Below are 20462 nucleotides of genomic sequence, written 5' to 3' on the forward strand. Positions count from 1 at the left end.
CCTAACCTCTTTCTGATCTATAAATAGTCATTGATATGAAAAAAACGATATGCCGTCCGGTCCGTCCAGGCGTAGGAATCCTTGTAATCCCAGAAGCGGTGACGGCTGCTGACCGTCCGCGCATTCACCAGCGGCTGCCCGCCAGCATCAAAAGCGGTAACGATCGTGCTGTGCTGATAATGTCCGTTGCCGTCCCAGTCATACTGAATAACGTCGCCCAGCTGAAGCTGCTCCGGCCGCTCGACAATCTCCGCACGCAGCCCGCTGCTGCGGCTCCCGCTCAGATAACGCTTCAGGCTGTCGGAGACCGCCCAGCTGAAGCTCCACCATTCCTGGGCTCCATTATAGCCCTTGTACCACCAGCCCGTTTCTCTTTTACCAGTATAGTTGATAGGCGCTCCCCCTGCAAAGAGACATTGGGAGACATAATTCGTGCAGTCCACCTCAAAAATCTCGAACTCCGGATTCCCCTCCTTCCACCAGAGGTCGGCATAGGCTGCAGCCTCCTCCCTGCGGTACCGCACCTCCCTTGCGCCGCTTGCTCCCTTCAGGACACGGCGGTTCAGCAGCGGCTGGGAAGGACGCGGATCGGGCAGCGCCTCCCCCCATTCCGAGAGCCGCAGAGACGGATCTTTCTCCACTACCTTGCGCACCCCGCTCCGTTCCGGCACACGGCGCTCCACATTCACAATCTCCCAGCCTCCTTTTTCACGTTCAAAGGTCAGCCGCTCCGACTCCACCACATCCTCGCGGTGCGTCATGCCGCCCTTCTCATAATAGAAGGCGCTGTGCAGCGCCACATCGGCGACCACCTCGGCAGGACTCTCCCGTACGGTACGGATGGTCCGCACTCCCGTCTCCCCGCGCAGCGGGGTAATGCCCCGGCGGCTGTACCACTGGGCAATCCGGCGGGAACGCGTGCGCTGTTCGTCCTGGAACCGCGGGTCCCTGATCGTGGTATGGCGCGGTTCGGCGCCAGGTGCAACCCGCCCCTTGTTCAGCTGGTCCACATAGACATAGAGACTTTTTTTCCACTGCTGCTCCATTCATCCTCCGCCCTTTCGTTCACAGATAAGAATGTATATGATGTAAGCTAAGAATATTCCTTCACGGTTTCACCGCCACAATGGCTGCTGTCCTATGTATATGAAGCATTGCTTGCACCTATACGGAAGCGGGAGCGATTTAACTGCAAGGAAGTCAGGGAGCCGGGGGTTCTATACATCCGTGGAAACCCTGAATATACCTTACATCAAGGAGCAAAAAAAACTTTACTCCCCCCATTGTAAACGTTATACTTAAAGTATAGGAATTATGAAATGTAGTTTCACCAGATGAAACGAGGAGGCGCATATATGCCAAGCAAGGACCATTTTTCATTGGCCAAGAACCTGAAATCAGGCGGCAAAACTTATCGCTACTATCATTTGAATGCTCTGGAGGAGCAAGGTGCAGGCGACATTTCCTCCCTGCCATTCTCCATTAAGGTCTTACTCGAAGCGGCTGTCCGCCAATATGACGGACGGGCAATTACTGAAGAACATGTCAAGCAGCTGGCCAACTGGTCCGGCGGCATTGACCGCAATAAGGAAATCCCGTTCATTCCTGCCCGGATTGTCCTGCAGGATTTCACCGGCGTGCCTGTAGTTGTCGATCTCGCGGCTATGCGCGATACCGTTAAGAAGGCGGGCGGAGACCCGAAGAAGATCAACCCGCTTGTACCGGTTGATCTTGTTATTGACCATTCGGTTATGGTGGATGCGTTCGGAACGGCCGACGCCCTTGAATATAATATGAACGTAGAATTTGAGCGTAATGAGGAGCGCTACCGCTTCCTGCGCTGGGCACAGACCGCCTTCAATAATTTCCGTGCGGTTCCTCCGGCAACCGGAATTGTGCATCAGGTGAACCTGGAGTATCTGGCTTCTGTTGCGGCCACCAAGACCATTGACGGAGAGACGGTTGTCTACCCGGATTCCCTGGTCGGCACGGATTCCCATACTACAATGATTAACGGCCTTGGCGTAGTAGGCTGGGGCGTCGGCGGAATTGAGGCTGAAGCAGGAATGCTCGGACAGCCGCTGTATTTCGTTACCCCGGATGTCGTTGGCTTCAAGCTGACCGGCAGTCTGATGGAAGGCGCCACAGCTACCGATCTGGCCCTTACCGTTACCCAAATGCTGCGCAAGAAAGGCGTAGTCGGCAAGTTCGTTGAATTCTACGGTCCGGGTCTGGCGAACATCAGTCTGGCAGACCGGGCGACAGTAGCCAACATGGCTCCTGAATACGGCGCAACCGTCGGCTTCTTCCCTGTAGATGATGAGACACTGGCCTATCTGCGCAGCACCGGACGCCCGGATGAGCTGGTAGAGCTGGTGGGGGATTATTATAAGGCCCAGGGCATGTTCCGCACCGCAGAGACACCTGACCCGACATTCAGCGATGTCATTGAGCTGGATCTGGCTTCTGTGGTTCCCAGCCTGGCCGGACCGAAGCGTCCGCAGGACCGGGTAGAGCTTACCCATATGAAGGAGAATTTCGAAGGTATTATCCGTACACCTGTCGACAAGGGCGGCTATGGCCTCAGCGACGAGAAGATTGCCGAAGAAGTTGAGATTCAGCATAAGAACGGAAGCACTAGCAAGCTCTCTACAGGAGCGGTAGTCATTGCAGCCATCACGAGCTGTACGAACACCTCTAACCCGAGCGTAATGCTGGGCGCAGGATTGCTTGCCAAGAAGGCTGTAGAACGCGGTCTCACCAAACCGGGCTATGTCAAAAGCAGCTTGACTCCCGGATCGCTGGTCGTTACGGAATATCTGCAGAAGGCAGACCTGCTGAAGCCGCTGGAAGCGCTCGGCTTCTACCTGGCCGGCTACGGCTGCGCTACCTGTATCGGCAACTCCGGCCCGCTGCCGGATGAAGTCAGCGAAGCCATTACAGAACATGATATGACGGTTGCCGCCGTAATATCCGGGAACCGTAACTTCGAGGGCCGCGTGCATGCCCAGGTCAAAGCCAACTATCTGGCTTCACCGCCGCTGGTTGTCGCCTACGCTCTGGCCGGCACGGTGAATATTGACCTGAAGACCGAGCCGCTGGGCTATGACCCGCAGGGTGAGCCTGTCTTCCTGGCCGATATCTGGCCGACTACAGCCGAGATCCGCGAAGCCATAGGGCTCTCGCTCAGTCCGGAAATGTTCCGCAGCAAATACGAGAATGTATTCACAGCCAATGAACGCTGGAATAACATACCGGTACCGGAAGGCGAGCTGTATGAATGGGATAACAACTCCACCTACATTCAGAATCCGCCATTCTTCGAGCATCTGGCAGACGGTGTCTCTGACATCAAGGATATCAAGAGCTCGCGTGTACTTGCGCTGCTTGGCGATTCCGTCACTACCGACCATATCTCGCCAGCCGGGAATATCTCCACTTCCGGTCCAGCCGGAGAATATCTGCGCGGCCATGGCGTGGAACGCGCTGACTTCAACTCCTACGGCTCACGCCGCGGGAATCATGAGGTGATGATGCGCGGTACCTTCGCCAACATCCGTATCCGCAACGCAGTGGCTCCTGGAACAGAAGGCGGCGTCACCACCTTCCTGCCGAGCGATGAGGTGATGTCGATCTATGACGCCTCCATGCTGTACCAATCGGCCGGACAGAACCTGATCGTTATCGCCGGTAAAGAATACGGCACAGGCAGCTCCCGCGACTGGGCTGCTAAGGGAACACTCCTCCTCGGAGTCAAAGCCGTCATCGCTGAGAGCTTCGAGCGGATTCACCGCAGCAATCTCGTCGGCATGGGCGTGCTGCCGCTGCAGTTCCAGGAAGGCCATGGCTGGAGCAGCATGGGGCTGACCGGACGCGAGACCTTCGACATTACCGGTCTTGACAACCACGTCCTTCCCGGACAGGAGCTGACAGTCACTGCTACCCGTGAAGACGGCACCCAGTTCGACTTCCCGGTCATTGCCCGTCTCGATAGTACCGTAGATATCGACTACTACCGCAATGGCGGTATTCTGCAGACAGTCCTCCGCCAGATGCTGGCAGATGCTACAGCTTCGGAAGCGGCTCAGCCGGTAGAATAATTCGGCTTCATTTCATAAGGATAGATCATTATACAAGCTGCGCCGGTATCAGATTTCAGTCTGATACCGGCGCAGCTTTTTATTTTATCTAAATAGGCCTTATTTAACTGACAGCAGGCTGGTCGTAATGAAATCCAGCTGCTTCTCCAGGGAGATCGGATCATTGTACGTATCGGCAGCAGGGTTCAACAGGAATACATTCCCTGCCTTGACCGCCGGAAGCCCCTTCCACAGCGGATTGTCATAGACAATCTTCGGGTCTGTAGTATCCCCTGACCACGGGCAGGTGAAGATAATATCTCCGGCAAAGTCCGGCAGCTTCTCCAGGGAGATGGAAGCCCAGCCAGTTCCGCTGTCGATGGCCTCCTTCTGCGCTTCTGCGGGAGCCTTCAGCCCGAACTCCCCATATAGAATCTCACCGCCACGGCCATAGTTATGTCCGAATACAAACAGCCCCTTGGCATATGGGTTCAGGATGGATACGGTCTTATTGCCAACAGCAGCCTGCACCTGCGGCTTCAGCTCAGCAATGCGGGCCTCCCACTGGGCGATCCAGGCCTTCGCCTCATCATTCTTGTTCACCAGCTTGCCGTAGTCGAGCATCTGATCCTTATAATTCTTGGCGCCATACTGAATCTGTACCACAGGCGCGATTTCCTTCAGCTTATCGATGCCTTCTGTGCCGGTATACACAATAATCAGGTCAGGGTCCAGGGACAGGATATTCTCCGGGGTGACATCGTCACCAAGCCCTTCTGCACCTTCAAGCATGTCTGCAAGATACGGACTATCCTTGGCTCCTTGCATGACCCCTACCGGCTTCACACCCAGTGCCAGAAGATATCCTGTATAAAAAGCTGTAGTATCCACGATTCGCTGCGGATTCTTAGGCACTTGAACCTCACCGGCGCTATCCTGGAAGGTAACCATCTCTCCTTCAGCGGAAGGCTCGCCAGCAGCCGGAGCAGCAGTGGGTGCTTCAGAAGCTGCAGGTGCAGGAGCATTCGCTGCCGTCCCGGAGCCAGAGCCGGAATTACCCGATGAACCGCAGGCTGCCAGCAGGAGAGCCATGACGAGAGTAAAGACAATCAGGATAAGACTTTGTTTAGAGTGTCGCAAGATAATCCCCCTATGTATATGTGATATTGATAATCATTATCATCAGTAATATATCACAGAGTAGGCAGGCTGACAACACTTCAGGAACTTTCCGCAGGAACAAAATACCTGCAGCATCCCCATTGTGATCGGTTTTTCGACCACATTCGCCCCATACGCCTCTGCCGCACCGAATGTAGTCGGTTTTTCGACCATATCTGGCCCACACGCTTCTGCCGCAACGGATGTGGTCGGTTTTTCGACCTTATCCGGCCCACACGCCTCTGCCGCACCGAATGTAGTCGGTTTTTCGACCTTATCCGGCCCACACGCTTCTGCCGCAACGAATGTAGTCGGTTTTTCGACCACATTCGGCCCACACGCCTCTGCCGCACCGAATGTAGTCGGTTTTTCGACCACATTCGGCCCACACGCCCCTGCCGCAACGAATGTGGTCGGTTTTTCGACTATATCCGGCCCAGATGACCACTCGCTGTCCATGTATTCGGTGAAATCAGCGAAGTCATTCCTATTACTGATTCAGAATATAGTTAAAAATCATAATTTCCTAATCACCAAAAAATCCCCTTTCGCTGGAAAGGGGATTTCATTTCTCTGAAATAAGCTGATAAATTATCGCAGCCTCAGGAGGGCTTTCAGGACATCTCGATACGCTCGGAATCGAATATTCTTTTGTAGACCAGAGCTATGATCTGTGAGCGGTCTGTTACGTCCATTTTATGAAAAATACGGCTCAGATGATTCTTGACGGTATGCTCGCTGATAAACAAGGCGCTGGCAATCTCCTTGTTCGTCTTGCCCAGAATAATCAGCTCCAGGACTTCCTCCTCGCGCGGCGAGATTCCCCATTCCTCCTTGGGCGTCTTCAGTGCCGTACTGCTCAGCAGCTTCCCTGCCGACACACCTCTTTTGGCGGGCAACGCTTCCGAGCGGCTGCGCAAGAAGGATTGGAAGGTAGTGCGCGGCTCACTGTACAGCTCCCCGACCACATGATCATCCAGGTTGAAGCGGGCGGGGTCCAGCCACTCCAGATCCGAGTCCGCCAGCAGCTCCTTATCCGCGCCCTTGCCTGCATGATGAAGCACCAGCGCGAGCAGTTGGGCAGTGACAGAGACCGAAGGCTTATTGATCTGAAAATAGAACGAAGCAAATTGGTCCACCTGCTTCAGCAAAGAAAGCTCCTCCAGGTAGAACCCGTATCCATGCAGGAAATCCAGCCTGAACGGAGCCAGAAGAGCAGCCGTTCTCATCTGCTCTGACTCCCGCTCCGGCAGTCCTGTATAACGGGCAAGCTCATACGCCATGGCAGAAGCCTCTTCCGACAGGCGTTGCAGCTCGGGATTACTGAGCCGGAGATAATGAAGTGTCTGTCCGGTGAAGACCCCTGCCTGCTTCATATGTCTGACTTCCTGCTCGATCAGACGGATCGAAGTACTCGCCAGACTGGCGAGACAGCCGGTTAAGGACAGCCACTCCTCGGCTTCGCTGCGGCGTCTGAAGCCCACAGACAGAATGCCCTTGAATACCTTCTCGGCAATCAGCGGACATTCGAGCAAGATCTGCCCCTCGGCCTCCCCGTTGATGATCGCAGAAGAGAGAAAGGCCTGCGAGGAGTAACGGGACTGGAGGTCCTGGACATACGGCGCAATCTCCTCCGGCCTCCACCCCTTGGCGTAATGGGTATCCCCCGGCTGCTCCTCGAAGAATACGAGCACCGATGACGGGAAGAACGGCATGCCTATTACCATATCCAGCAGCACAGTACCCAGCTCCTGAATGGATGCGGCCTGCGGCAGCAGGCGGGCAGCCTCCTTCAAGCGCTGGGTGGCTTCCCTGCGCAGGGCTTCACGCTGCACCAGCTGCTCTCCCCGTCCGGATAAGCCCAGGAGCGCAGCAACATTCTGCTCATGCTGGGCATAATCCTGGATTGGATGGCTCTTTCCAAAGCCTACAGCAAGCAGCAACGCCCTCTTCCCGCTGTGAATTCTCAGCGGATAGCATGACAAATATTCCGGCTGCGTCATTGCGCGCTGAGTGAAAAATAACGATCTCGGATCTTGGGCAATGTCCTGCCAGTGCCGGGGCTCCCTGCCCAGAACTGCCTGTCCCAGGAAGCCGTCTCCCTGCTGGAACCCGGCGTTCATGAGAAGTCCTGCTTCTTTGCCGGCAGAATATTTGACCTTGAACTGTCCGGCCTCCTCCTCTTGGGCGAAGGCATACAGCTCCGCATCAGAGAACGTACCGGCCATCTGCTGCAGCACAACCTCTATCTTCAGGAACTCACTCTCCAGATTGGATAACAGCTGGGAAATCACCAGGCTCCGTCTCTGTTCCAGCGGCTTCACTGCGCACCCCGCCAGCAATTTGGAGAGCACATTCCCGAGCACACTCAATTTCCCCCTGATGCTGACGATGCCTTCCCGGCTAAGCTCAGGCATGGCGGCCAGTACATCCTTCAGCATCTCATAGTCGGGGTGTTTCCGCATCTTGGCCTCGAACGCCTGCAGTACAAGCCCGCGTGTACCTTCTTCCATATATAAGCCGGACCATAAATAGTATGTCTGCCCATAGTCAGGCACCAGCGGACTGACCACATACTTCAGTCCGGGGACCCACTCTTCAAGTACGGCAGGATATGATAAGGGGCCCATTCTGAGCAATGCAGGCTCGAAGGGCCGCTCTATGACCTGTAAAGATTTAAACATCTTCTGATAGAATATTCCGGAAAGCGTCGGGCGGGTAACCACATTCCCAGCCTGATCCGTAAGCACAAGCGCCTGGCCCGTAACAGAGCCGAACGTATCCTGGAGCTCTTGAATTTCTCCCATCAGTGAATCGGGTATAACTACTTTCATCCCATCACCTCGTGCACTTAGATTCCTATTATTTCTTCAATCTTAATTTAGCTAATCATTACTAATGATAGTTCATTTTAACTAGATATACAATGAATGTCGAAGGCTGAATAGCCTGTATGTCCTAAATTTTCCCTGCATAAATCCGCTGCCGGAGGCCTCAGGTCAGCCCATCATTAGGCCCATTTCAGCAGCGGCCTCAGCCAAAATGACAGCATATTCCTCCAGGGTCTCCCGCGACAGGCGGCTGACCGGGCCGGACATCGAGAGCGCTGCTACCACGCCCCCGGCCCGTCCGGCGATGGGCACAGCCACGGCTGCCGCTCCCGGCTCGCGTTCCTCGAAGCTGGTCGCATAGCCGCAGCGGGTGATCTCCTTCAACTGCTCCAGGTACTGGCTGCGGTCTACGCTGTCCGGCCATGCGGGATCGGCCAGCAGCCGGACCTGCACTTCCGGCGGCGCATAAGCAGCCAGAACCTTGCTTGATGCGCCTACCGAGAGCGGCAGCCTTGCGCCGATCTGGGCTACCCGGCGGATAGCCTGCCGGCTCTGCACCGCCTGAATGCGCACACGCTCCAGATTGTCGCGCAGATACAGGCTGACTGTCTCTCCCAGGCGGTCGCGCAGCCGCTCCATGGCGGGCAGCAGAAGCACCGCCGGCTCGTTCAGCGTCGGGAGATGTGTGGACAGCTCCCAGATGCGGATGCCCAGGCGGTATTTGTCCGTCCCCTCATCCCGCTGCAGGAAGCCCTTCTCCTCCAGTGTGGTCAGCAGGCGGTGCACTGTGCTTTTATGCAGGCCGATCTTCGCAGAGATCTCCGTCAGACTAAGGTCATAATCATCATTATCCTGAGTGAAGCACAGTAATATATCCAGCGCACGCTCTACGGCGCGTACAGTCAGCTTCCGGTCTTCCACCCCGATCTCCCCTTCACATGTTTCACCTATTGAAACCCGGTTACATAATTATTAAGATATCCCTATCTTAGTGCAAAAGCCTAAATAAAGTCCAGCAGATTCCGTATCCATAATCAGCCGTCCGCAGTTTACAGTTACATTACAAAAGAACCATTTCCATTGACTTTGTAAGGGCATAAATTTACGATTAAATATATGAACTATTCATGCTCTGAATCTTGAAACTTTCCAGGAGGGGACCTTATGAATCTGGCAACTAGTCATCCCGGCGCGCCGGTCTCCCGTATGCCTAACGAGGGTAAGCCCGCTTCGTCACCACTAATTCCACTTCGGATGATACGCCTTAAGCACATCATTGTGGCCCTGCTGTTATCCGTATTCTTCTTCTTTGTATTTTGCTTCATCGCCCTGCATGCCTACATTGCCTGGGTACTCTCGAATCCTACTGTAGCCCCACTCTATTCCAATCCTTATCAGGCCAAGGGGCTTGCCTACGAGGATATCAGCTTCCCTGCCAAGGACGGCAGCCGGATGATGGAGGGATGGTATATTCCTTCCAAAGGAGCTACCAAAACTATTATTTTCAGTCACGGCTATGGCGCGAACCGCGAGGAGAGCTGGGTTCCCATGTATGATCTGGCCCACTACGCGCACAGCCTGAGATTCAATGTCGTCATGTTCGACTACGGCTTCGCCTCCAAGACCGACAGGGATATCGCAACCGGCGGCAAAAAAGAATCCCAGCAGCTGCTCGGAGCCATTGCCTTCGCCAAGGAGAAGGGGGCAGACCAGATTGTAGTCTGGGGCTTCTCGATGGGTGCAGGCACCGCCCTGCAGGCAGGACTTGTAACCAAAGATGTGGATGCGATGATTCTGGACAGCACCTTCCTGCTGGAGCCGGACACCCTGTACCATAACATCAAGCAGAACATCAATCTTCCCCGCCAGCCTTCGCTGGAGATTATGGAGATGCTCTTCCCGGTGCTGAACGGCACAGGACTGAATCAGATTCCTTACTCCAAGGTCAAATCGGAGGATTATCCGTTCCCGGTACTGTTCATGCACGGCACCAAGGACGATAAGGCACCTTATCCGATTGCCGAGGAGCTGGCGGCGAACCAGAGCAATCCGTATTCGGATTCATGGATCGTGGAGGACAGCCATCATGAGCTGCTGTTCCGCGAGCACCCGCGTGAGTATCTGCGGCGGGTATCCGCTTTTCTCGGGAATGTGCAGCTGGCCCAGATCAGCGGGAGCCAAGGCAACCCCACCGCAAGCAAATAGCATCTTATCGTTACCTATGGCATGTGCAGATGTATCCTGTGATACATTCTGTGCATGCCTTTTTGCTGTGCGGGACACAGGACTCCAGTCCGCCGCAATCCCCCTCACAGGCCAGCCTCATAAGCTGTCCCTCTCCGGCATATAATGGACCGATGAAACTTTAGGACGGGAGGACTACATGTCATGCCATATGTATTCGTTGCACCGCCGCCAGTACAGATTCTAGGGGAGATTGCCTTCTGGAAAAATCAGGAGAAGGAGCATGCCGAGGTCCTGATCCAGATCATCCCACGCCTGGAGGAGCCTTATGTAAAGCTGCTGGAGGACTGGGCCATTGTCTTCCTGGCTACAGAACAGACGGCGCAGCAGCTGCTCGCTAGTCCCCAGGCACCGGACGCAGGCGGTCCGGGGAGTCCCTCTGCCGAAGCCGGGCGGCTGCTGCACACCGCCTGCGACCAGTCCGCCGAATTTATCCGGCACCTGAAGGCCATGAAGGAGGCCAGCGCCGCCGTCAATGCCTTCCCCCTGGCGGGAACCACGCTGCTGCACTTCATCCGGGAGTCCGAATACTTCCTCGCTGTACTAGCCGCTCTGACTCCTGCGGACTACGGGCCCGGGATGCTGCGGATGAATCCGCCGGAACAGGCTGAACCCGCACCTTCACCCGATCCTGCTGCAGGCGGAGACAGTCTACTGGGAACAGGAAGCTTTGCAGTTCCGTTATGGGAATCCCGCGAGGCAGGCGCGGTTCCCATCGGCGGGCATACGCTTCCCCCTCTGCCTTATGCCTATAATGCACTGGAGCCGTATATTGACGAGAAGACGATGATCATTCATCACGACAAGCATCACCAGAGCTATGTAGACGGGCTGAACAAGGCGGAGAACAAGCTGGCGGAAGCGCGCCTGAGTGGCGACTACGATCTGGTTAAGCATTGGGAGCGGGAGCTTGCGTTCAATGGAGCCGGACACTATCTGCATACGATCTTCTGGAATGTCATGTCCCCGCAAGGAGGCGGCCGCCCCTCCGGCGCCCTGCTGGACGCTATAGAGCGCAGCTTCGGAAGCTATGACGCCTTCAAGACCCAGTTCACTGAGGCCGCGGGTAAAGTCGAGGGCGGCGGATGGGCTATTCTGGTCTGGAGCCCGCGCAGCCGCAGACTGGAGATCCTGACGGCTGAGAAGCATCAGAATCTGTCCCAATGGGATGTCGTTCCGCTGCTGGCACTCGATGTGTGGGAGCATGCCTATTACCTCAAGCATCAGAACAACCGCGCCGATTACATCCAGGACTGGTGGAGAGTCGTGAACTGGCCTTATGTCGCCGAGCGCTACGGGGCCGCCCGCAAGCTGGTCTGGCAGCCTTTCTGAGGCCTGAGGTGTCTTCGGGTGAACAATGCTAATGCCTCTCTCACAGGCCGCTTTGAAGGAGCAGTAATGTTGCTCTTTTTGCAGGATTTCTCTATCCCTTTTACGGGTTGAAGTACATTGTTGCATTATTTGCACAAATTTCGGTATTTAGGGCAAGTTAGCGCTGAATTTGTTGCATTTCGTGCAGGATTTCAGCATTGACCGCTTCTTTGGGGCAGTATTGTTGCACTTTTGGCAGGATTCCTCTTAAAAGGTTACTGCCTGTGATGCATGGGGCCCTCCCCTCCGCGCAGCGGCACCCATTGTGTTCGGTTTTTCGTATACAATCAAGCTCACATACCTTCGCCCAGCACACTGTATTCGATTTTCGCTAGATTGCCCAAACAGCAAAAAAAGCCCGCCGCCACTGTTGAAGTGGCAGGCGGGCTTTTGCGCTTGCAGGGCCGGTCCGGCAAGCTTATCCTTCCCGGCTCCGGCTTTATTCCTTGATCAAAGCCAGGAACTCGGCCCTTGCCGCAGCGTCCTCACGGAAGGTGCCGCGGGTGGCCATCGTAATCGTCTTGCTGCCCGGCTTCTTCACACCCCGGGCACACATGCACAGATGCTCCCCTTCGACTACAACCATGACACCGTGCGGATTCAGCACCTCAGTCATGATGTCGGCGATCTGGGCCGTAATGCGCTCCTGCACCTGTAACCGGCGGCTGACCGCTTCTACGAGCCGGGCCAGCTTGCTGAGTCCGGCAATGCGGCCGCTGGGCACATAACCGATATGCACCTTGCCGAAGAATGGAGCCATGTGATGCTCGCATTGGCTATAGTAGACAATATCCTTCACAATGACCAGCTCTTCATGAGACTCGTCGAAGGTTACGCCCAGCGCTTCGCGCGGATCAACGGAATAACCGCCGAAGATCTCTTCATACATCCGGGTCACTCTGGCCGGTGTTTCCAGCAGGCCTTCACGGCTCGTATCCTCACCGATTAATTCCAGGATTTTCTCAACATGATACTCAATCTGCTCACGGTTTACAGTAACCTTCCCGTTCTTGTACTCCTTGATGCCCCCCATGAAAACTCCCCCCTTCCGCACCTGCAGCTGACTCTTATCTATTATACGATCATCATTATTACTTCTTGCGGGAATGTCCTTTGCCCGCAGCAGGACGCCCCGGCGGATTACCGTTCTTCATCATCTGCTGGGCACGCTGCATTTGCTTCCCGTTCAGGTTATACCCCATTTGCTTGGCAACCTTCTGCAGCATTTCAGGATCATTCTGCATCGTTGTCATCTGTCTGCGCAGATAATACACACCGATGAAGAATCCGCCGATCAGACCTACCACAAGCGTAATAATAGGCAATGCAATATTCATCTGTAATCCACCTTTGTACTCTATTGTCTGGCGATAACCCTGTTCAGGCACGCGAATCTATCATAGCATTTCAACAACTGGACAGCAATTGCCAAATCCCGCTGGCAGCCGGTTCATTTCCCGTCCGCTGCTCTCTGCTCACGCAGCTTGCCTGCGGCCCGCTCCAGCATGTCGCGTACCGCAGCGTCCTCTTCGCTCCCAAGCGCCTGTTCAACAGCCGCAAGGGCCTCTTCGCCGCCGATGCGGCTAAGCGCCCAGGCTGCCGTCCCGCGCATCACCGGCCGCGTCTCCTTCAGCACAAGCTCCGTCAGCTTCGGCACCGCCGAAGCCTCCTTGAAATTGCCTAGCGCAATCACCGCGTTGCGCTGGATCGGATTCTTGCCGCGCCAGGCGGCGGAGCTGCTGCCGAATTTCTCCTTGAATCCCCGGTTGCTGAGATCCAGAATCGGCATCAGCAGCGGCTTGACCACCTCAGGATCAGGCAGAAGCTGCGGGCGGTGGTTCCAATTCTTGCCGCGGTTATGCGGACAGACAATCTGGCAGGTATCGCAGCCGTAGAGCCGGTTTCCGATCTTGGTCATATAGTCCTCGCTCAGGAAGCCCTTGGTCTGGGTCAGAAAGGAGATGCAGGCCTGGGCATTGAGCTGTCCCGGTCCGACCAGCGCGCCGGTAGGGCAGGCGTCGATGCATTTGGTGCAGTCGCCGCAGCCCTCCTCTACAGGCTGGTCCGGGGGAAGCGGGAGATTCGTCACCATCTCCCCCAGATAGATCCATGATCCCCACTTGGGGGAGATAATCGCACAGTTCTTGGCGCTGAAGCCGATCCCTGCCCGCTCCGCTACTGCCCGGTCTACCAGTGCTCCCGTATCCACCATGCTCTCCAGCACAGCATCCGGGACACGCTCACGGATGAAGCTCTCCAGCTTCGCCAGCGCTTCACGAAGGACATGATGGTAATCCTGGCCCCAGGAGGCGCGGGCCAGAATACCTCTGCGCGCACCCGGCTCGGATTTGGGCGGGTCCTCCATTTTGGAGGGATAGGCCACCGCAATAGCAATGATGGAGAGCGGCTGCTCTCCGGACTGGAGGGCCGGAACCGTCCGCTTGTCCAGGTCAGGCTCCTCGAAGCCGGATTCGTACCCCTTGTCCCGATGCTCCTGGAGAATGTTCTTCAAATATAAAAACGGCTCCGCAGTGGTGAACCCGATATCATCGATACCGAGCGCGGGGGCGGCCGCCTTAATCTCTGCCTTAAGTTCCTCCCATTTGGAAGGGGGCGGAGCGTAACCTTTCTGGATGTTGAGGTGCATATCCGCCTCTCCTTTATAGATTGACTAAGGTTGCTCTACAGGGCCTTCATCTTGGAGATAGGCCACCAGATCAGGGACACCTTACCCACAATACTCTCCCCTGCGACAGCGCCGAAATAACGGCTGTCCTTGCTGGCTCCGGCATGCCGGTTGTCCCCCATGACGAAGTAGGTCCCCGCCTGCACGGTCAGACTGCTGAAATCAGGATCTTCTATAGACGTATCGATATATGGCTCATCCAGCAGCTTGCCGTTGAGATAGAGCTGCTGGCTCCGTACTTCAATAATGTCGCCGGGAATGCCGATTACCCGCTTGACCAGATATTCCTTGCGGCTGGGTCCCGTACTGGGATCATGAAGGACGACAACCTCCCCGCGGCCCGGATTCCCGAAGCTGAGGGCGATTTTATTAATAATCAGCTTCTCTCCCTGATAGAGGGTAGGCTCCATGGATTGGCCGATTACAGTTGACACATTGAACACATAGATATTAAGCAGTGACATCACAGCGAACACAATCCCTGCCGTAATGATCCACTCCCGCATATCCTTGATCCATGTTCTTCCGGACTTCTGTCTAGACTTGTTATGCGTCACTGATCTGTATCTTTGTCTGCGGCTCCGCATGAAATCTTCTTCAAGCTCCCGGTTCATAGGCCACCTACTTGCTTCGATTGGGTTATCCGTTCCTTAACAATAGAAAAGCATATCTCCCGCCCATTTGCAATGGACATAGGGAAGATATGCTTTAGTATAATGAAACAGACTATGCAGGAATACCCATATTCAAAGTATCCGCCCTGCAACAGTTCTCTACTCTGACCTTTGATTCCGCTTACAGCAGCGGTTCAGCAACAGTTACCCGACAATGCTCAGCTTGCGCACGGATTTGAAAATGTGGTTCTCGTCATAACCCATGGCTTCATAGAGAGGCATTGCAAAAGAATTGTGTTCATCGACGGCAACATAAATGCCGCTGACCTTCCGCGCCTGAAATCTGCTCTCCATAGCCGTTACAAGACTCTTGCCGACTCCTCTGCGGCGGTAATCCGGATGGACGGCAATGCGGAAATAACAGCCGTGATTCTTCTCAATCGTACCAATCAGCGCACCGATGATTTCTCCTTCATCCTCAGCAACTACAATGAGATCAGAATCCCATGACAATTGCCTGGAGAAAGGCTCGATCGTGCTCTCGAAACATTCTTCCGATAATGCGGTCTGCAGCAATTCAGTCACTGGAGTTACATCGCTTAATTGAAAGGAACGAACGTGCATACTTTCAAGTCTCCCTTTTCTATGGCTTATGATTTTACAAAAAGAAGGAGTTTCCATAACAGCATAAAGTGGAAAAAAGCATCAAAAACCGAGGAATACCTGCTTTTGTCTCTATTAAAGCACACTTTTCTCGCGTTATCATCATTTTTCTTTTGAAAGCGCTTGATATGAAGCGTTTACATTCAATATAGTTTCATATTTAACATGTATTAGGAAATTCTAGTAGTCAATACGTCCCGGTTACGAGTCTTATCAGTTTAACATAGGCTTAACACTTTCGGTGAGCTGAGGACGAAAAAATACTTTTTAAACAATAATGTTTATTTAGTGTTGCATTATTGTTCCAGATGCGTTTTAATAATAGTATCTCAACGGATATATACCAAAACCAACATATAATCAGGAGGGATTTTTCCATGGCTTTTCAATTACCGGCACTTCCGTATCCGAACAACGCACTTGAACCACACATCGACGCATTGACGATGGAGATTCATCATGACAGGCACCATAACACTTATGTGACGAACCTGAACGCCGCACTGGAAAAGGCACCCGAACTGCAAAACAAAAGCATCGATGAGCTTCTGACCGACCTGAACGCTGTACCGGAAGCGATCCGCACAGCGGTCCGCAACAACGGCGGTGGACATGCCAACCACACCCTGTTCTGGGAAGTGATTGGACCGAACGGCGGCGGCGCACCAACTGGCGCACTGGCTGCTGCCATTGACAGCGAGCTGGGCGGCTTCGATAAATTCAAGGAAGACTTCGCGGCTGCAGCTACTACACGCTTCGGCAGCGGCTGGGCTTGGCTCGTTGTGAAGGACGGCAAGCTTGCTGTAACCAGCACACCGAACCAAGATAACCCGATCAGCGAAGGCGCAACTCCAATCCTCGGCCTCGATGTATGGGAGCATGCCTACTACCTGAACTACCAGAACAAACGTCCTGACTACATCAAGGCGTTCTGGAACGTAGTGAACTGGGAAGAAGTCGGCAAGCGTTACGAAAGCGCGAAATAAGCATCTGCCTTCAGCATGATGCTCTAAGCAAACAGGTTCACCCCTGCCGTAATGGCAAGGGTGAACCTGTTTTTGTATACCGGACCCGCCCAGCGTGTACGTTAGGCCCGGCCTTAGATCACTGCATGAACTTGGCGTTCAGAGCGTCGTACTCACGCCGGGTGACCGGAATTACCGTTCCATGGCGGGGGCTGGCCGGCAGCTCATAATCAGAGGATACCGTCCACTTGCCCGAATCCAGATCTTCCGTCTCCAGCGGGATGTACCCTCTCCCTCCGAATTCATCCACAAACAGATACCACTTCTTCTCCGTATTGGATTTGAACAGGGTCGGCCCTTCAATGCCCTTCAGTCCGCCGACACTTCCGCTTAAGCGCTTCACCGCAGGCGCAAATACCGAATCCAGGGATTCCTGGAATACCATTTTGCCAAAAGGGGATTCCGGGCCTTGCTCACGCTCATCCTTGGTGAATCTGTAAATCTTCCCGTTATACGCAGCCATAGTGGTATCAATAATCGAATGCCCGTAGTCCATATAGACCTGCGGCTCTGTGAACGCGCGGAAATCGCGTGTCTTGCTGTACAGGATTGTCTGGTAGGCGTCCCCGGTGTGAGCGGAATCGGCGTACATCCGCGAGGCCCAGAATACGATATATTCCCCGCTCTCCTGGTCATAGATTACCTCAGGTGCCCAGGTATTCCCCGCCTCCTCCGGCGAGATCTTGGCTTCCCAAGGCTCCGACCAGTCCACGAGATTATCCGATTCCCACACGATGATCGACCGGCTGCCCCGTGTCTGGGCTGCGCCCCAATCCCAATTGCCGTTGATCTTCAGATCGGTGGCGATCAGGTAGAACCGGTCTCCTTCAGGCGAACGGATGATGAAGGGATCTCTGACTCCCTTGTCGCCCAAGGGGGAGGTAAGCACGGGCTTCCCGCCGTTCAGCTCCTGCCAATGCAGCGGGTCATTGCCTACGCTGAGGGCGAAGTATACCTGTTCGCCGTCTTCGGTCCCTTCGCCGGTGAAATAGCTGAACAGATAGCCCGCATAGTCCTCCGCCGCCGGAATGTCCTGTGCAGCTTCAGTCCCGGTAACCCGAGTTCCGGCAACCTCACCAGGCGAGCCAGCCTCCTCCTCTAGTTCCGGCCCGCCTGCCACCAGGGTTACCACCGACTTGGCCGGGATAACGGCCTGGAATACCTGCTCCCCATCTGCTGTCCCATCAGCAGCTTCATCAGCAGCCAGATCCTCGCCGCGGGCCAGATCCAGCTGCTCATTGGTTACATAGGAACGCAAGACGGATGCCTTTAGTCCCAGTCCGCTCAGCGTGAGCTGCACCCGCTTCTCCTCCAGGCTGTCATTCACCAGCACCGCCGTCATGCTCTGCTCCTCCTCGTGCACGTAAGCCGAGCCGAGCAGCCCGCTTCCGGCTTCCTGACTCAGACCGGAGAGTGCAATCCGCACCGCTCCGGGACGGATGAACCTGCTGTAATTACCGAGCGACCACAGAATCTTCGAGGTCAGGATGTTCTGCTCATCCCCAGGCTGAGTGTAATCGGTGTATAACAAGCCGTCCTTGTAATCTACCTTGGATACTGCGGTCCACCACTGCCATGCGGCTGCATTCGCCTCGGTCAGATCGAAGTGAATGGTGCGCGCCACCTGTAGCGCCGGCTCCATCCCCAGATCCCGTCCCGGGCCATAATCGCCCATAATACAATACTCGGTGACCCAGTATTTGGCCTCAGGATCATATTGCTTCAGATTACCGTCAAGCAGCTGTCTTAGCTTCACCAGACGGTCATCGCCGGAATGGCTGTAATCAGACCAATAGGAATGCGAGGCGATCTTATTGCCTACCGCTTCCTTCAGCACAGGGTCACCCAGCAGGTCCTTAATGTATTCCCGGTATTTCCCCAGCCCCAGGCTATTGGCTCCGCTGGAATAGACGCCGCTGCCCGCGAACTCCCGGTAGTGCTCATCATCGAGCAGAGAGATAATCTCCACTCCATCCGGGGCACTGATCTGCGCTTCCAGCCCGCTAGCCCGGAGCTGGGCATGCAGCTCCAGAATCACCCGCTTCAGGTCGTCATTGTTGTACCGGCTGGCTTCCTGCTGCGCGTGATTCCAGTCCCAGGTCGGCTCGTTAACGGGACTGATATAATCGAACGCCAGCCCTTCCTGCTTGAAATGCTCCAGCACCTCAATCAGGAAGGAGGCGAAGGCCACTTCAGAGCCTTCCTTCAAATTACTGGACCCTACCTCCGGATCAGGCTGGGCATGGCCATTCCGGGTCATCCAGACCGGCGGGCTGTTGACGAAGGCAATCAGGGTTTCGACTCCGCGCTCCTGGGCCGCCCGCAGGAACCATTGCTGCCCTGCCTGCCTGCTCCAGTCGTACGGCGCTTCCTCCGTTATTTTGAAGGCTTCCGTTCTTCGCCACGGATCTGGAATGATCGCCTGATCGGTCTCTACCGAGCCTGCACCTATATTGAAGCGCCATGCCGACAGCCCGATTCCTTCGGTACGTGAGAACAGCAAATCTGCCACCTTGTTCTTATTCTCTTCGGTCCACTCCTTCCCCAGGGGGTCCATGGACCAGGCGTCGGATGCGCCAAAGTTATCGATAGTCTGATAGTGGACATTGCCGTCTATCGTCACTGCCGCATCCGGCGGTTTCTGGTGCTGCACAGGGATTTCCTCCTCTTTCCTATTACTGAACAGAATTACAACAACACACACTAGAACAACGCCGGTAACCGCCATAGCTGCCAGCCGCTTCATCTCATATCATCCTCCTAACCGACCAGACCGGACCGCTCCACACTCTCAACGAAATGCCGCTGAACGAATACATAGAGGATAATCAGCGGCAGAATCGCCATCAGCACACTGGTATTCATCATCATGGACATGAAGAACGGGTCCTGAACGAGCGAATTCGCTGCCTGGCCGCCGCCGGTCATGTAGGTAGCAATGCCGTAGCCCGCCGATGACATCATCGATGACATGACCTTCGGTTCGTTCAGATACATATTGGTGAAGAAGGAGTCATTCCACTGCCACACGAAGGAGAACAGCATTACCGTTACCATAGACGGAATGGCATTAGGCAGAATCACCCGGGCGAAGGTGGTGAAATAGCCTGCTCCGTCCACATAGGCCGCTTCCTCAATCTCCCGTGGAATGCCCTTGAAGAACTGGCGGAAAATATAGACATACAGCCCTGTCTTGACGCCCATCCCGAGCATCGAAGAAATAATAAACGGCCAGTACGTATTGATCAGGTTCGCCGGCTTCCCCGTGAACAGCTCAATCAGGCCGAACAGGTCAAAGTTCTTGAAATGCAGGTACAGCGGAATCATGATCGTCTGGGACGGGACAAGAATCGTAAAGATCACTGCCGCGAACAGCAGCCCGCTCCCCCTGAACTTAATCCGGGCAAAGCCGTAACCGGCCAGCACACAGATGATCGTCTGAAGCACCATGACCGCTGAGGACAACAGCAGGGTGTTCCGCAGGACTGCCGGATAATTCATCGCTGTGAAGACCAGCCTGAAGTTCTCCAGGGTGAAGGCCTGCGGGACCCAGATCACGGTGGAATCATACAAATCATCCATACTCTTGAACGCAATCGACAGCTTCAGCAGGATCGGGTACAGGATGACGAACGAGATACCGAAGACCAGCACAAAGCGGGCGATGACCCACAACCATTTTTTCGAAAATTCTACCCAATAGGCGGCCGAGGCCAGCCTGTGCAGCTGCTCTTTCCTGGAGCGGTGCGGCATTGCTGCGGTCTCTGTCTTCATGAATGCTCCTCCTT

Annotated in this window: 15 protein-coding genes and 1 pseudogene; 4 read left to right on the forward strand and 12 right to left on the reverse strand. The window is 54.9% G+C overall.

Features of this window, described 5'->3' with window-relative positions:
- Positions 1 to 17: 17 nt before the first annotated feature.
- Positions 18 to 1046, reverse strand: coding sequence for an amidase domain-containing protein (locus NSS64_RS25580; RefSeq protein WP_341141986.1), 1029 nt, complete (start codon positions 1044 to 1046; stop codon positions 18 to 20).
- Positions 1047 to 1355: 309 nt separating this feature from the next.
- On the opposite strand from NSS64_RS25580, the gene acnA reads away from it, so the two are divergent.
- The gene (gene acnA / locus NSS64_RS25585; RefSeq protein WP_340990935.1) at positions 1356 to 4100 is read left to right on the forward strand and encodes an aconitate hydratase AcnA; all 2745 of its coding nucleotides are present in this window, start codon (positions 1356 to 1358) and stop codon (positions 4098 to 4100) included.
- A gap of 99 nt (positions 4101 to 4199) precedes the next feature.
- Here acnA and NSS64_RS25590 read toward each other — a convergent pair whose 3' ends face one another.
- The 4 genes from NSS64_RS25590 to NSS64_RS25605 form a co-directional block, all read right to left on the reverse strand.
- On the reverse strand, positions 4200 to 5219 hold the full coding sequence (locus NSS64_RS25590; RefSeq protein WP_340990934.1) for an ABC transporter substrate-binding protein: 1020 nt from the start codon (positions 5217 to 5219) through the stop codon (positions 4200 to 4202).
- A gap of 42 nt (positions 5220 to 5261) precedes the next feature.
- Entirely contained in the window at positions 5262 to 5699 is a 438-nt protein-coding gene (locus NSS64_RS25595) for a hypothetical protein (protein WP_341141987.1), read from the reverse strand.
- A gap of 155 nt (positions 5700 to 5854) precedes the next feature.
- Positions 5855 to 8074 (reverse strand): response regulator transcription factor, encoded by a 2220-nt coding sequence (locus NSS64_RS32840; protein WP_445667815.1) that lies wholly within the window; start codon positions 8072 to 8074, stop codon positions 5855 to 5857.
- 165 nt (positions 8075 to 8239) lie between these two features.
- The gene (locus NSS64_RS25605) at positions 8240 to 8992 is read right to left on the reverse strand and encodes an IclR family transcriptional regulator (RefSeq protein ID WP_036723784.1); all 753 of its coding nucleotides are present in this window, start codon (positions 8990 to 8992) and stop codon (positions 8240 to 8242) included.
- A 285-nt stretch (positions 8993 to 9277) separates the two neighbouring features.
- Between NSS64_RS25605 and NSS64_RS25610 the strand changes: the two genes are divergently transcribed.
- Positions 9278 to 10276, forward strand: coding sequence for an alpha/beta hydrolase (locus NSS64_RS25610; RefSeq protein WP_076085584.1), 999 nt, complete (start codon positions 9278 to 9280; stop codon positions 10274 to 10276).
- 183 nt (positions 10277 to 10459) lie between these two features.
- Complete coding sequence (locus NSS64_RS25615) at positions 10460 to 11647, forward strand: Fe-Mn family superoxide dismutase (RefSeq protein ID WP_341141988.1); 1188 nt, start codon at positions 10460 to 10462, stop codon at positions 11645 to 11647.
- A gap of 478 nt (positions 11648 to 12125) precedes the next feature.
- Here the strand turns inward: NSS64_RS25615 and folE are convergent, their stop codons facing one another.
- The 5 genes and pseudogenes from folE to NSS64_RS25640 form a co-directional block, all read right to left on the reverse strand.
- Positions 12126 to 12719, reverse strand: coding sequence for a GTP cyclohydrolase I FolE (folE, locus tag NSS64_RS25620; RefSeq protein ID WP_341141989.1), 594 nt, complete (start codon positions 12717 to 12719; stop codon positions 12126 to 12128).
- A 58-nt stretch (positions 12720 to 12777) separates the two neighbouring features.
- Complete coding sequence (locus NSS64_RS25625; protein ID WP_036700040.1) at positions 12778 to 13023, reverse strand: YneF family protein; 246 nt, start codon at positions 13021 to 13023, stop codon at positions 12778 to 12780.
- Between the two features lie 122 nt (positions 13024 to 13145).
- Positions 13146 to 14333 (reverse strand): annotated as a pseudogene (queG, locus tag NSS64_RS25630) (tRNA epoxyqueuosine(34) reductase QueG); the annotation flags it as partial.
- A 35-nt stretch (positions 14334 to 14368) separates the two neighbouring features.
- Positions 14369 to 14986 (reverse strand): signal peptidase I, encoded by a 618-nt coding sequence (gene lepB, locus NSS64_RS25635; RefSeq protein WP_341141990.1) that lies wholly within the window; start codon positions 14984 to 14986, stop codon positions 14369 to 14371.
- A 204-nt stretch (positions 14987 to 15190) separates the two neighbouring features.
- Positions 15191 to 15610 (reverse strand): GNAT family N-acetyltransferase, encoded by a 420-nt coding sequence (locus tag NSS64_RS25640; protein WP_036723776.1) that lies wholly within the window; start codon positions 15608 to 15610, stop codon positions 15191 to 15193.
- A gap of 416 nt (positions 15611 to 16026) precedes the next feature.
- Here NSS64_RS25640 and NSS64_RS25645 point away from each other — a divergent pair, with 416 nt between their 5' ends.
- Entirely contained in the window at positions 16027 to 16635 is a 609-nt protein-coding gene (locus NSS64_RS25645; protein ID WP_036723775.1) for a superoxide dismutase, read from the forward strand.
- A gap of 118 nt (positions 16636 to 16753) precedes the next feature.
- Here the strand turns inward: NSS64_RS25645 and NSS64_RS25650 are convergent, their stop codons facing one another.
- Both NSS64_RS25650 and NSS64_RS25655 read right to left on the reverse strand, forming a co-directional pair.
- Positions 16754 to 19420, reverse strand: a complete 2667-nt coding sequence (locus tag NSS64_RS25650; protein WP_341141991.1) for a glycoside hydrolase — start codon at positions 19418 to 19420, stop codon at positions 16754 to 16756.
- Positions 19421 to 19434: 14 nt separating this feature from the next.
- Positions 19435 to 20448: a carbohydrate ABC transporter permease gene (locus NSS64_RS25655; RefSeq protein WP_340990925.1), complete on the reverse strand. Its 1014-nt coding sequence runs from the start codon at positions 20446 to 20448 to the stop codon at positions 19435 to 19437.
- Positions 20449 to 20462 lie beyond the last annotated feature (14 nt).

The sequence above is a fragment of the Paenibacillus sp. FSL H8-0122 genome (assembly GCF_038005345.1).
Classification (GTDB): Bacteria; Bacillota; Bacilli; order Paenibacillales; family Paenibacillaceae; genus Paenibacillus_AQ.

What these genes read in the sequence shown, in the direction of transcription:
- NSS64_RS32840 (WP_445667815.1), bottom strand. Translation starts at nt 8,074, where the DNA reads ATGAAAGTAGTTATACCCGATTCACTGATGGGAGAAATTCAAGAGCTC.
- NSS64_RS25610 (WP_076085584.1), top strand. Translation starts at nt 9,278, where the DNA reads ATGCCTAACGAGGGTAAGCCCGCTTCGTCACCACTAATTCCACTTCGG.
- folE (WP_341141989.1), bottom strand. Translation starts at nt 12,719, where the DNA reads ATGGGGGGCATCAAGGAGTACAAGAACGGGAAGGTTACTGTAAACCGT.
- NSS64_RS25615 (WP_341141988.1), top strand. Translation starts at nt 10,460, where the DNA reads ATGCCATATGTATTCGTTGCACCGCCGCCAGTACAGATTCTAGGGGAG.
- NSS64_RS25640 (WP_036723776.1), bottom strand. Translation starts at nt 15,610, where the DNA reads ATGCACGTTCGTTCCTTTCAATTAAGCGATGTAACTCCAGTGACTGAA.
- lepB (WP_341141990.1), bottom strand. Translation starts at nt 14,986, where the DNA reads ATGAACCGGGAGCTTGAAGAAGATTTCATGCGGAGCCGCAGACAAAGA.
- NSS64_RS25655 (WP_340990925.1), bottom strand. Translation starts at nt 20,448, where the DNA reads ATGAAGACAGAGACCGCAGCAATGCCGCACCGCTCCAGGAAAGAGCAG.
- NSS64_RS25625 (WP_036700040.1), bottom strand. Translation starts at nt 13,023, where the DNA reads ATGAATATTGCATTGCCTATTATTACGCTTGTGGTAGGTCTGATCGGC.
- NSS64_RS25650 (WP_341141991.1), bottom strand. Translation starts at nt 19,420, where the DNA reads ATGAAGCGGCTGGCAGCTATGGCGGTTACCGGCGTTGTTCTAGTGTGT.
- NSS64_RS25645 (WP_036723775.1), top strand. Translation starts at nt 16,027, where the DNA reads ATGGCTTTTCAATTACCGGCACTTCCGTATCCGAACAACGCACTTGAA.
- acnA (WP_340990935.1), top strand. Translation starts at nt 1,356, where the DNA reads ATGCCAAGCAAGGACCATTTTTCATTGGCCAAGAACCTGAAATCAGGC.
- NSS64_RS25580 (WP_341141986.1), bottom strand. Translation starts at nt 1,046, where the DNA reads ATGGAGCAGCAGTGGAAAAAAAGTCTCTATGTCTATGTGGACCAGCTG.
- NSS64_RS25595 (WP_341141987.1), bottom strand. Translation starts at nt 5,699, where the DNA reads ATGGACAGCGAGTGGTCATCTGGGCCGGATATAGTCGAAAAACCGACC.